Here is a 12,416-nt window from a genome sequence, read left to right on the forward strand (position 1 = left end):
CCCGTTTCATGTGCTCAAGCGCCTGTGGGGCTTTGCCAAGGTGCGCTACCGAGGCCTGGCCAAGAACGCCAACCGCGCCTTCACGGCGCTGGCGATGGTCAACCTGTACATGGCCGCACGGCGCGTGCCGGCATTGGTGCGCCCGTAATGGGCCCATCATGGCCCGGGCGGGCGCCGAAGGGCCCGCCAGTAAGGCCCTCGAGGCCGTAGAACGCGCCAAAAACGCTCCGTTTCGCCCCGCGCAGGACAATCTCGCCGCGGCGCGGGGCTTGATCAGCGTTTCCCTAGTTTTCCTTTGAGATTCAAGGTTATCCGACCTCATCTTCGTTGAATCCGTCTTCAATGGCGCCTCTGACTTTTCTAGCATAGCGGCTCCGCATTCGATAACGACGCCCGCCATGACTTCTGCCGCCACCTCGCTGCCCTCCCCGCCGGCGCTCAGCCCGCTGGTGATGCTGTGCCTGGCCGCCACGTGGCTGGTCTGGGGTTCCACCTACCTGGCCATCAAGTATGCGTTGATCAGCTTCCCGCCCTTTTTTCAGATGGGCACGCGCTTCGTGCTGGCCGGCGTGGTGCTGGCCGCCTGGATGCGCTGGCGCGGCGCGGCCTGGCCCAACCTGCAGCAATGGCGCAATGCCTTGGTGGTGGGCACCCTGATGCTGGGCGGGGGCATGGGGGGCACGGCCTATGCCGAGCAAACGGTGGGCTCGGGCCTGGTGGTGGCCTTCATCGCCGTGGTGCCGCTGATGATCGCGGCCCTCAACCTGCTGTGGCGTGTGGTGCCCGGCCGCATGGAGCTGGCTGGCATCGCCGTGGGCCTGAGCGGTGTGCTGATGCTCACCCAGGGTGCGGGCTTCCAAGCTTCGCCCGCTGGGCTGGCGGCCATCGCCATGGCTTGCCTGACCTGGTCGCTGGGCAGTGTGCTCAGCCAGCGCAGCCTGCCGCTGGCTGCAGGCGCGATGGGCTTTGCCAGCGAAATGATCTGTGGCGGCATGGTGCTGATGGTGCTGGCCTGGGCCAGCGGTGAGTCGCCCACCTGGCCGCCCGCGCCACTGGCCGTGGGGGCATGGCTGTATCTCGTGGTGTTCGGCTCGCTGATCGCTTTCAACGCCTACATGCACCTGCTGGCACACACGAGTGCGGCGTTGGCCTCGAGCTATACCTTCGTCAACCCGGTGATCGCGATGGTGCTGGGCGTGGCCGTCGGCGGCGAGCACATCACCGGCACCGAATGGCTGGCCGCCGGCATCGTGTTGTGCGGCGTGGTGTTGATGCTGCGGGGCGTGAGCACGCAAGGCCGCTGAAACGCGCTGGGGCAGCGTATTACAATTTGTGATGTTGGTGCTCGCCCAGGCGATTCCGCCAGGCAGTTAAACGGGAAGCAGGGAGCACCGTCGGCCTCGCCGACGAGCCAACCTGCGCTGCCCCCGCAACGGTAAGCAGACGAAGGGACTTTCACCACTGACCGCCCTTCAGCTTCGGCATTGGACCACTGGCTTGGCCTTTTCGGGCCGCGCTGGGAAGGTGGCCGGAGTCGTTCTGCCAGCCCGGATACCGGCCAACAGGGGGGCGCGTTCGCGCGCTCGGTGGGTTTTGGCCTGCGGGGAAGCGGGCCGAAACGGTCTTCTCAATGTCCGTCATCGATGAACTCGTCTGTTCGTGCCCGTCGCGCTGCGCGATGGTTGTCCCTGCCCCTGGGGTGTGCTTTGTTGCCATGCGCGGCCGCCGCGCAAACGTTGTTGGCCTCGTCTGCGACGCTCGATACGGTGGTGGTCACGGCCACCCGTGTCGAGCAAAAGCTCGAGGACGTGGTGGCCGACGTGTCCGTGATCGAGCGTGACACCATCGAACGCAGCGGCGCCACGACGGTCGCCGACTTGCTGACGCGGCTGCCCGGCGTCGAGTTCGTTCGCAATGGCGGGCCCACGGCCAACACCAGCGTGTTCGTGCGCGGCGCCGACAACCGCCACACTGCCGTGTTCATCGACGGGGTGCGCGTGGACTCGCAAAGCACCGGCGGAGCCAACTGGAATGCCCTGCCGGTGGATCAGATCGACCGCATCGAAATTCTGCGCGGGCCAGCGGCGGCCATCTACGGCTCGGATGCCATCGCCGGCGTGGTGCAGATCTTCACCCGCCAAGGGACAGGCCCCTTCACGCCCAGCATCGGCCTGGGGCTTGGCAGCCACCGCACCCGCAAGGCCGATGCGGGCTTTCACGGCAAATCGGGCGCTGTGGACTACGCCTTGAGCGTTGGGCACGAAACCAGCGACGGCTTCGATGCCCGGCCCGGCGTTGGATTCGCCGATCGTGACGGTTATCGCAGCACCTCGGCCTCCGGCCGCCTGGGCTGGACGCTGAATCAGGCCCACCGGCTGGAAGCCACCGCGTTGTTCAGCGATGTCAACACCCAGTACGACGGCTTTGCCAGCACCGCCGACGACCGAGCCCTCAATGAAGTGCATACCCTCGGGGTGAGCTGGGATGCCCGCTGGAGCGACACCTACCGCATGCGGCTGAGCGCCAACCGCGGACGCGACCAGTACGAAACCCGGCCCTCCCCCTATCTCACCGACACCAAGGTGGATGGCTATCTCTGGCACCATGAGCTGCAATTCGGTGCCCATCGTTTCACCGCCGCGTTGGAGCGTCGGGTGGACCGCCTGGACAACTCCGGACCTCCGGCGATCGACGCCTCGCGCTCTCAAAACGCCTTGGCGCTCGGTTATGGATGGACCGACCGCACGCACACCGTGCAGCTCAATGTCCGCCACGACGACGACAGCGAATTCGGCGGCAAGACCACGGGAGCAGCGGCCTATGCATACGCCTTCGCACCGGGCTGGCGCGTGACAGGGTCGGCCGGCACGGCCTTTCGCGCACCGACGCTGTATCAACGCTTCAGCCAATACGGCGTGGCCGACTTGAAGCCCGAATCCTCGCGCAACCTCGAAGCCGGCCTGCGCTATGCCCAGGGGGCGACGCAGTTCGGCCTGGTGGTGTTCCGCAACGAAGTGACCGACCTCATCAACTTCGGAGCGGCCGGCCCCTGCGCCAGCACTTTCGGCTGCTATGAAAACGCCGGCAAGGCGATCCTCGAAGGGGTGACCCTCTCGGGCGAGCATCGTCTGGGCGGGGTGAACCTGTGGGGGTCCGTCGATGTTCAAAACCCGCGCAATGCCGACACCGACCGCATCCTCGCCCGGCGGGCTCGACGCCATGCCCAGCTGGGGGCCGACACCATGCTTGGCGGCTGGACGGTCGGCGCCGATCTGAAGCTGGTCGGCGAGCGCTTCGACAACGCCAGCAACACCGTGCGCCTGGGCGGCTACGGGCTGGTGAACCTGCACGCCAGCCGCACCCTGGCGCGAGACTGGACCGTGCTGGCCCGCGTGGACAATCTCGCTGACAAGGACTACGAAGTCGCGCGGACCTATGCCACCGGCGGCCGCATGGTGTTCGTCGGCTTGCGTTGGTCGCCGCGCTGAACGCCGCGACTCGACAGCCGATGCGCACCCCCCGCTCGCTGCCTGTGGTTTACGTGGCGCTGTTGGGCGCAGTGGCTCTTGCCTTGGTGATCGCGTTGGGCATGGGCAGCCAACGGTTGGACGCAGCCCAGGTGTGGGCAGCGCTGGCGGGGCAGCGGGACCACATCGGCGCCGACATCGTCCTGGGCCTGCGGCTGCCGCGCGCGCTTGCCGCTTTGGCTTGCGGCGCCCTGCTGGCCTTGGCAGGCGCGCTGCTGCAAACCCTGTTGCGCAACCCGCTGGCCGACCCTTACGTGTTGGGCATCTCCAGCGGGGCTTCGGTGGGGGCGCTGCTGGCGCTGTGGGCGGGCGCCGCCTGGGGCTGGGTGAACCTGGGCGCCGCCGCCGGGGCCTTGACGGCCACCGCACTGGTGTTCCTGCTGGGTGCGCGGGCCTTCCGCCGGCAGGCCGACAGCGCTCGCGCCGGCGTGCAGCTGCTGCTGGTGGGCGTGATCGTTGGCGCGGGGTTTGGCGCCATCGTGGCCTTCATTCTGTCCGTGGCGCCGGAAGCCCAGCTGCGCGGCATGATTTTCTGGCTGCTGGGCGATCTGAATGGCGCCGACCGCTGGCACTTGCCGCTGGCTGGAGCGGCCATGCTGCTTGCCCTGAGCCTGCTGCTGGCGCGCGACCTGAACCTTCTGCTGCTGGGCGATGGCCCGGCTCAGGCGCTGGGGGTGAACGTGCGCCGCCTGCGGCTGTGCGTGGTGCTGCTGGCCTCGGTGGCCGCCGGGCTGGCCATCACCGTGGCAGGCAGCATCGGCTTCGTAGGTTTGGTGGTGCCGCACGCGCTGCGTTTGCTCCTCGGCAATGACCAGCGCATCCTCCTGCCGGCCTGCGCCCTGGCTGGTGGTGCCTTCTTGGTCCTGGCCGACACCCTGGCGCGCACCGTGTTGGCTCCCCTGCAACTGCCCGTGGGCGTGCTCACAGCCTTCATCGGCGTGCCCAGCTTTCTGTGGCTGCTGCTGCGCCATGGGAGAGGCGGATGACTGCGGCACTGCTGTGCACCCGGCAGCTCAGCGTGCGTGCGGGCCGGCGCATCCTCGTCAAGGATCTCGACCTGCGTGTGCAACGCGGCCAACGGTGGGTCTTGCTGGGGCCCAATGGCTGCGGCAAGACCACGCTGCTGCGCACCCTGGCCGGTTTGCTGGACCCGGCAGGCGGCGAGGTGTCCATCGACGGTCGGCCCCTGCCCCGCATCCCCACCCGCACCCTGGCCCGCCTGCGCGCCTGGTGCCCGCAACACCATCACGACGTGTTTGCACTGACCGCGCTGGACGTGGTGCTGGCCGGCCGCCAGCCTTACGCCGGGCGCTTTGGCTGGCTGGCGCCCGAGGATGAGCGCATCGCCCGAGAACAGCTGGCCGCACTGGACGCGGCGCATCTGGCCGAGCAAGACGTGCGCAGCCTCTCCGGTGGTGAACGCCAGCGGGTGGCCATCGCGGCGGCACTGGCCCAGGCCACCCCATTGGTGCTGCTGGACGAACCGACGGCCCATCTCGATGTGCCGCATCAGTTGGCCGTCTGTCACCTGTTGGCTGGCTTGGCCGACCGCGCGGTGTTGATGTCTTTGCACGACGTCAACCTGGCCCAGCGCTGCTGCACCCACGCCCTGCTCTTCCTGCCGCCCGGCGCCGACGGGCTGCCCCGCCTGCTGGCCGGGCCGCTGGCCGAGGTGCTCACCGAAGCCCACCTGAGCCAAGCCTACGGTTGCCCCATGCGCGCGCTGCACATGGGCGGCCTGCGACACTTCCTGCCGGCCAGCGATGCCGTTTGCGAGAAACCCTCATGAGCGACCCGAACACCGACGACGATGCCGGCTTGAATGAACGCCACCGCCAGCGCATGCAGCGCAAGAAAGCCGTGGTCGATGCCAAGATCGCAGCGGCGCAACAAGAAGGCGGCGTGGTCCTCGTGCTCACCGGCAATGGCAAAGGCAAGAGCTCCAGCGCCTTTGGCATGGTGACCCGCGCCCTGGGTCATGGCATGAAAGTGGGCGTGGTGCAATTCATCAAGGGCGCCATGCCCAGTGGCGAGGAGCTCTTTTTCCGCCGATTTCCGGAGGCGGTGCGCTTCCATGTCATGGGCGAGGGTTACACCTGGAACACGCAAGACCGCGCGCGCGACGTGGCCAAGGCCCAAGCCGCCTGGGCGCTGGCGCGCGAGATGCTGACCGACCCATCGCTGGGGCTGGTGGTGCTCGACGAAATCAATATCGCGTTGAAATACCGCTATGTGGACGTGCAAGACGTGCTCACCGCGCTCGCACAACGCCCCGCGGCCCAACACGTGGTGCTCACCGGCCGCGCAGCGCCGCCCGAGTTGATCGAGGCGGCCCACACGGTCACCGAGATGGGCCTGCGCAAGCACGCTTTCGAACAAGGCTTTCGCGCGCAGCCAGGCATCGAATGGTGAAACCATGGTGCATGCCGTATTGATCGCCGGGCCTGCCTCGGGCCAAGGCAAGACCATGCTCACCTGTGCGCTGGCGCGCCGCCTGCGCGCCCAGGGCCAGCGTGTGCGCGCCTTCAAGGTCGGGCCGGACTTCATCGACCCCGGCCATCTGGCCGCAGCCACCGACGCACCGGTGCGCAACCTCGACCTGTGGATGGTGGGCGAAACCGAATGCCGCCGCGAGCTGGCACGTGCGGCCGCCCAGGCCGATTGGCTGCTGGTCGAAGGCGCGATGGGGCTGTATGACGGGTCCCCCAGTGCGGCCGACTTGGCCGCTCGACTGGGCCTGCCCGTGCTGCTCGTGATCGATGCCGGCGCCATGGCCGAAACCTTCGGCGCGCTGGCCCTGGGCTTGCAAATGCACGGCCACGCACGCGGTGTGCGGGTGATCGGGGCACTGGCCAACCGGGTGGCCAGCCCCGGCCACGCCCGCATGCTGGCCGGCAGCCTGCCTCCAGGCCTGCCCTGGTGGGGCCATTTGAGCCGCGCCAGTCGCACCTTGCCAGAACGCCATCTCGGGCTGGTGCAAGTGCAGGAATTGCAAGCCAGCCTGCCCGGCGTGTGGGCCGCACTCGATGCCGCGTTGGTGCTGGAAGCCCATGCCCTGACGAGCCTGACGGCCTGGCAGCCCCCACCGCTCGAGGCCGAGCCCATGATCGAGCCCTTGCTGGCCGGCCAGCGCATCGCCGTGGCCCGCGATGCCGCTTTTTCGTTCTGCTACGAAGCCAACCTCGACATGCTGCGCGCCATGGGGGCGGAAGTGCAGCCCTTCTCGCCGCTGGCCGACGAAGCCATCCCCGCAGATGCCGACGCCATCTATCTGCCCGGAGGCTACCCCGAATTGCACGCCGCAGCCTTGTCTGAATGCCAACGCTTCATGCACAGCCTGCGCGAGCACCACGCCATGGGCCGTCCCATCGTGGCCGAATGCGGCGGCATGATGGTTTGCGCCCGTGAGCTGCGCACGCTCGACGGCACGCACCACCCGATGGCCGGTCTGCTCGACGCCGTCGCGGTGATGGGCGAACGCCTGGCCGGCATCGGCCTGCATCACTGGGACACGCCGCTGGGCAGCCTGCGCGGCCATGTCTTCCACTATGGCCGCCTCGAAGCCGGCCCCGCGCTACGCCCCAGCCACCTCACCCAGCCACGCCGCTACGGCGGCCCCGAAGCCGTGTACCAGCAAGGCCGCCTCACCGCGAGCTTCTTCCATGGCTACTTCGCCTCGGCACCGAAGCTGGTGGCCGAGCTGTTCCTGCGCCGCTGACTCGTGCGCCAAACGGCACACCCTGCACCGGGAAGCAATGGCCGTGACACACGTCACTGGACGCTGAGTGTCGGCTGCACCCACCGCTCGGCCCACGCTTCGGCCTGCGCGAGCACCGTCCGCACCGCTGCATCCTGCAAGTCCGGTGGATAGCCGTATTTGCGCAGGATACGCTTGACCAACACCCGCATGCGGGCGCGGGCCGATTCGCGGTGCGCCCAGTCCACCGACACGTTGTCGCGCAAAGACACCAGCAGCTCATGGGCGATCACGCGCAGCTTCTCATCCCCCATGACCTGCACCGCGCTGTCGTTCTCGGCCAGGGCGTCGTAGAAGGCGATTTCCTCCTCGCTCAAGCCTTGCTCCTCGCCACGCTGGCGGGCGGCGCGGATGTCGCGGGCCAACTGGATCAGCTCTTGCAGCACTTCAGCGGTGGTGATGGCATTGGCGTGGTAGCGCGCCACCGCGGCCTCCAAGCGCTCGGAAAACGCGCGGGTTTGCACGACATTGACCTTGGCGCGCGAGCGGATGCCGTCGTTGATGAGCTTCTTCAGGGCTTCTAGCGCCAGGTTCTTCTGCTCCAGCTGCTGCACTTCGGCCAGGAATTCGTCCGAGAGGATGGAGATGTCTGGGCTCTTGAGCCCGCTGGCCTTCAGAATGTCCACGATCTCGGTGGACACCACGGCGCGGCTGACGATTTGCTGGATCGCCAATTCGCGCTCTTGCTGGGTCACTCCGGAGCCAGTGCTGCTCTTGACCAGCGCGGCACGGATCGCCTGGAAGAAGCCCACTTCCTCTCGGATTTGGCGAGCCTCGTCAGAGGCGGAGGCCAAGGCATACGCCTTGGACAAGGCCAGCACCGCATCGCCAAAGCGCCGGTGCGCGGCCTTCTTGCCTTGCGGCGTGGCTTCCTGCGCCGCCCACTGCTGCTGTTTGTCCAGAATCCACTCGATGGCGCCCGCCATCATCGCCAGCCGCGCCTGCGGCGAGCCCTCCAGCGCGGCCCGGTAGTCGAAGCCGTGGAACATGTCGCGCACGACTTCGTACTTTTCCATCATCACCGCAATCGCATCACGCTCGTCGATGCCGGTGTGTTCTCGGTCGCGCGGCGAGTACTGCGCCAGCGCGTTCTTCAGATTCTGCGCAATGCCGATGTAGTCCACGATCAGCCCGGCCGGTTTGTCGCGAAACACGCGGTTGACGCGCGCAATCGCCTGCATCAGCCCGTGGCCGCGCATGGGCTTGTCCACGTACATGGTGTGCATGCACGGCGCATCGAAGCCGGTGAGCCACATGTCGCGCACGATCACGAGCTTGAGTGGGTCTTTTGGGTCGCGCGCGCGCTTGGCCAAGAGATCGCGCCTTGCCTTGTTGCCGATGTGCGGCTGCCATTCCACCGGGTCGGCGGCCGACCCCGTCATCACGATCTTCACCGCGCCGGCGTTGTCATCGTCGCTGTGCCAGTCCGGCCGCAGCTTGACGATCTCATCGTAGAGTTTGACGCAGATGCGTCGGCTCATGCAGACGACCATTGCCTTGCCATCCAGCGCGGCCACGCGATTTTCGAAGTGCTGCACGATGTCCTGGGCCACCAGGGCCAGGCGCTTGTCGGCGCCGACCAGCGCCTCCACCGTGGCCCACTTCTGTTTGGTGCGCTCGCGGGTGGGCTCCTCCTCGTCTTCCAAAATGGCTTCGATCTCGGCGTCGATCTTGGGCTTTTCGTCGTCGTCCAGTTCGATGCGCGCCAGGCGCGACTCGTAGTAGATCGGCACGGTCGCGCCGTCTTCCACCGCGCGGCTGATGTCGTAGATGTCGATGTAATGGCCGAACACTGCCGGGGTGTTGACATCCTCGGCTTCGATGGGCGTGCCGGTAAAGCCGATGAACGAGGCGTTGGGCAGCGCGTCGCGCATGTACTTGGCAAAGCCATAGGAGACTTCGCCGGTCTTGGCATCCACCTTGGCCTTGAAGCCGTATTGGCTGCGGTGCGCCTCGTCGGCAATCACCACGACGTTGCGGCGCGTGGTGAGCGGCCCGTCCACTTCGCCGAACTTTTGCAGCGTGGTGAAGATCACCCCGCCGGCGGCCCGGTTGAGCAACTCCTTCAAATGCTCGCGCCCCTCGGCCTGCACCGGCGTTTGGCGGATCAGGTCGCGGCACATCGAAAACGTGGCAAAGAGCTGATCGTCCAGGTCGTTGCGGTCGGTCAGCACCACCAGCGTGGGGTTTTCCAGCGCCGGGTGCTTGACCAGTTGCCCGGCATAGAAGGCCATCAACAGGCTTTTGCCCGAGCCTTGCGTGTGCCAGATCACACCCACACGCCGGTCGCCGGGGCGCTGGGTCTTGGCCGACGGCAGGCCGTAGTCCGCCGGGTCTTCTTGCGCGACGTGCTTGGGCGGCAAGGCACGCACCGTCTGTTCCACCGCCTTCTTCACCGCGTGGAACTGGTGATAGCCCGCGATGATCTTGGCCAGCCCCGAACCGGTTTCGGCAAACACCGTGAAATCGCGCAGCAGATCGAGCAGGCGGCGATGCGCGAACACGCCTTCGATCAGGGTCGAAAGTTCCGGCGCGCCTTTCGGGGCAATGGCCGTGCCGTCGGTGGTGCGCCACGGCATGAAACGCTCCATATCCGCCGACAGCGACCCCACCCGCGCCGCGATGCCATCCGACGTGACCAGCAGCGCGTTGGTGTGGAAGAGCTGCGGAATCTCCCGCTTGTAGGTCTGCAACTGGTTGAACGCGCCCCAAAGATGCGCCCCGGCGCTGCCCGGGGCCTTGAGCTCGATCACGGAGAGCTGCAGGCCGTTGACGAACACCACCACGTCGGGACGCCGGTGGTTTTGGCCGTGGATCACCACGAACTGGCTCACTGCCAGCCAGTCGTTGTTCGCTGGCTCGTCGAAGTCGATCAAGCGCACCTTGCCCGCCCGCAAGGTGCCATCGTCCGCGTGGTACTCCACATCCACGCCTTCGGTCAGCAGCCTGTGCAGGCGGCGGTTTTCCTCCAGCAGATGGGGCAGCTCGGACTGCATCACCCGCCGCACGGCATCCTGACGCGCCTCCGCTGGCAAATGCGGGTTCAGCCGGGCCACGGCGTCCTCGAAGCGTTTTTTCAGCACCACTTCATCGTGGCTCTCCCGCTCCGGCCGGTGTCCATCGGGGCCGATGTCCTCCTCACGCGCGATGCCATAGCCCAGCGCGGCCAGTTGGTCCAGCAGCGCAGATTCGACGTCGGCTTCGGATAAAAAGGCCATTACGGTTCTCCAGATCCGGGCGGCATCCAACGCGATCCAAGCGCGGGATTCTCCGCATCCAGCGCCCATTGTCGCGGGTTGTTGGCGATGTATTCGCGAACGCGGGCGAGCGCGCCTTCATTGCGGATGATGTGTTCGTAATAGTTGCGCTGCCAGATGGCGCTGGGTCTACCCCGCAATCCGTTGATCCGTTTGGTGGTGACCGATTTGAATTGCCCAATGATGGCGCCAACGGAACCGGGGGCGGGTCCAGATGTAGGGGCGACGCGGCGTGTAGGGGCGACGCGGCGCGTCGCCCCTACTACATGGTCATTCCCCACGATCCAGATGATGCCGTGCACGTGGTTGGGCATCACGACGAATTCGGCATCGTGCAATCGCACAAACGGGCGTATTTGTGCGGTCTTGAACCATTCCTCACGCACGATCTCGCCCCACGTGTTCAACCGCATTTCTCCATCCACCACTTCACCGAACAGGCATTGCCGATCGTGCGTGCAGATTGTCACGAAATACGCGCCGGGCTGCGTGTAATCGTAGTCTTTCAGGCGGATGGAGCGACGGTTTCCAAAGCGGCCGGCCGCTGGCCCGCTGACATGGCCGTTCATCGCCCGCGCTCCTGCTCGGCCGTGAGCGCCTCGCCCGCGGCGGCTTTTTTCACCAGCGCCAACGCCGCTTCCAGCTCGGCAGCGTTTTGCTCAAAGCGCTGGCGGTCCAGGCTGTAGCCCTGGGTCAGATGCTCGCGCAGAACCCGCGTGGCCCATTGGCGAAAGCGTGTGGCGCGGGTGGAGTTGACGCGGTAGCCGACCGAGATGATGGCGTCGAGGTTGTAGTGTTTGAGCTGTCGCCGAACCTGCCGCCTGCCTTCGGTCTGAACTGCTAAGAAATCCTTAGTCGTTGCCGCCTCCTCCAGCTCGCCATCGCGGAAAATGTTCTTCAGGTGCATGAGCACGTTTTCCGGCGTGGTGGCAAACACCTCGGCCATCTGGCGCTGCGTCAGCCAGAGGGATTCGCCCTCCAACCGCACCTGCACCGGCTGTCCGCTCGACTCGAAAATGACGAGTTGGTTGAACGTGGTCATGGTGTTCTCTCCCTGAGAAACGTTTCGGCGTCTTTTATACGCAGTTTGCCAGAAAACAGCTTGGGCAGCAGGGTAAACCAGGCGCTCACGCCGCCGCCGCTTCCTGGAGGACTTTTAACGTACGCCCTTTTGCGTCCTTCCACTCTGTGCGCCCATTGGCGGAGCGCCCAAGAAAATACCCGCCGCTGTGGAAGGCGAGTTGAACGTGTAGTCCTCCGTCAAGCAGTAGAACTCACCTGCGTCTTGCAGTATTCCGTTCGCAAGCAGCGACTGACGCAGCTCGCTCAAGTACGCGTGAATGGACGGCACTTCTGTTTTGACGGCCTGCGAGCGAGAGCGCACGATGAAGCCTTCGGCACTTTCGATTCCGCGCGCCTCGATGCCCTTGGCACGTAGAAACAATTCCTGCTGACCGTTCGGCAAGTGCGCGGGTGCTTTCGACTTCTCGAAAACGGTTACACCGAATACGGGCAGACAGAGCAAGATGTCAGCCAAGAAGCCTTCCGCATCGGCCGCGTCAGCCTCGGACAACACCGGAAGCTGTGGGCTCCATGTCGTTTCGTGTGGAAAGCAACACCGTCACTGGGGCATCGCCGGCGCGAACGGGCTGGCCGGCAGGTGCTTGAGCTTGGACATGCGTAGGTAGGCGATGGCGATGAAGTTCTGGCTCGTCCTGAAGCCGCGCGCGGCGCGCTTGGCCTGCTGCAGCAGCCCGTTCATCGCCTCGACGAAGGCGTTGCTGCGGTGATCGACCATGCCGCGCACCACCGCGTCGAACCGCTCCTTGAGCGTGGCGGCCAGCTTCTTGAACGGCTCGAGCCGGCAGCGCCGCG

Annotated in this window: 11 protein-coding genes, 1 pseudogene and 1 riboswitch; of the genes and pseudogenes, 7 read left to right on the top strand and 5 right to left on the bottom strand. The window is 66.3% G+C overall.

From position 1 onward, the window contains the following. From F615_RS20080 to F615_RS0116320, 7 genes and pseudogenes are all read left to right on the top strand, one after another. Positions 1–148 (top strand): annotated as a pseudogene (locus F615_RS20080) (IS5/IS1182 family transposase); the annotation flags it as partial. 250 nt (positions 149–398) lie between these two features. Continuing rightward, the gene (locus F615_RS0116295; protein ID WP_019562232.1) at positions 399–1,304 is read left to right on the top strand and encodes an EamA family transporter; all 906 of its coding nucleotides are present in this window, start codon (positions 399–401) and stop codon (positions 1,302–1,304) included. Between the two features lie 18 nt (positions 1,305–1,322). After that, a riboswitch (cobalamin riboswitch) is annotated at positions 1,323–1,577 on the top strand. Positions 1,578–1,643: 66 nt separating this feature from the next. Next, positions 1,644–3,488 carry a TonB-dependent receptor domain-containing protein gene (locus F615_RS0116300; protein WP_083932497.1) on the top strand — a complete coding sequence of 615 codons (1,845 nt, stop codon included), beginning with the start codon at positions 1,644–1,646 and terminating at the stop codon, positions 3,486–3,488. Between the two features lie 20 nt (positions 3,489–3,508). Continuing rightward, positions 3,509–4,513 (top strand): FecCD family ABC transporter permease, encoded by a 1,005-nt coding sequence (locus F615_RS0116305; protein WP_019562234.1) that lies wholly within the window; start codon positions 3,509–3,511, stop codon positions 4,511–4,513. Then, on the top strand, positions 4,510–5,316 hold the full coding sequence (locus F615_RS18900; protein ID WP_019562235.1) for an ABC transporter ATP-binding protein: 807 nt from the start codon (positions 4,510–4,512) through the stop codon (positions 5,314–5,316). The genes F615_RS0116305 and F615_RS18900 overlap by 4 nt, the downstream gene beginning before the upstream one ends. Continuing rightward, the gene (gene cobO / locus F615_RS0116315) at positions 5,313–5,939 is read left to right on the top strand and encodes a cob(I)yrinic acid a,c-diamide adenosyltransferase (RefSeq protein WP_019562236.1); all 627 of its coding nucleotides are present in this window, start codon (positions 5,313–5,315) and stop codon (positions 5,937–5,939) included. Before F615_RS18900 ends, cobO begins: the two co-directional genes overlap by 4 nt. Positions 5,940–5,943: 4 nt before the next feature. Next, the gene (locus F615_RS0116320; protein WP_019562237.1) at positions 5,944–7,245 is read left to right on the top strand and encodes a cobyrinic acid a,c-diamide synthase CobB; all 1,302 of its coding nucleotides are present in this window, start codon (positions 5,944–5,946) and stop codon (positions 7,243–7,245) included. A 53-nt stretch (positions 7,246–7,298) separates the two neighbouring features. On the opposite strand, the gene F615_RS0116325 is transcribed toward F615_RS0116320, so the two are convergent. The 5 genes from F615_RS0116325 to F615_RS0116345 all read right to left on the bottom strand — a co-directional run. Next, positions 7,299–10,502 (bottom strand): type I restriction endonuclease subunit R, encoded by a 3,204-nt coding sequence (locus tag F615_RS0116325; RefSeq protein WP_019562238.1) that lies wholly within the window; start codon positions 10,500–10,502, stop codon positions 7,299–7,301. Then, positions 10,502–11,110 (bottom strand): transposase, encoded by a 609-nt coding sequence (locus F615_RS0116330; protein ID WP_019562239.1) that lies wholly within the window; start codon positions 11,108–11,110, stop codon positions 10,502–10,504. Before F615_RS0116330 ends, F615_RS0116325 begins: the two co-directional genes overlap by 1 nt. Further along, positions 11,107–11,583, bottom strand: a complete 477-nt coding sequence (locus tag F615_RS18905) for a virulence RhuM family protein (protein ID WP_019562240.1) — start codon at positions 11,581–11,583, stop codon at positions 11,107–11,109. Before F615_RS18905 ends, F615_RS0116330 begins: the two co-directional genes overlap by 4 nt. A 114-nt stretch (positions 11,584–11,697) precedes the next feature. After that, positions 11,698–12,114, bottom strand: a complete 417-nt coding sequence (locus tag F615_RS19255) for a DUF4357 domain-containing protein (RefSeq protein ID WP_211211819.1) — start codon at positions 12,112–12,114, stop codon at positions 11,698–11,700. A gap of 48 nt (positions 12,115–12,162) precedes the next feature. Next, positions 12,163–12,416: ISL3 family transposase (locus F615_RS0116345; RefSeq protein ID WP_019562241.1), on the bottom strand; the 254-nt coding region annotated here is incomplete at its 5' end.

It is taken from the genome of Caldimonas manganoxidans ATCC BAA-369 (assembly GCF_000381125.1).
Taxonomy (GTDB): Bacteria; Pseudomonadota; Gammaproteobacteria; order Burkholderiales; family Burkholderiaceae_C; genus Caldimonas; species Caldimonas manganoxidans.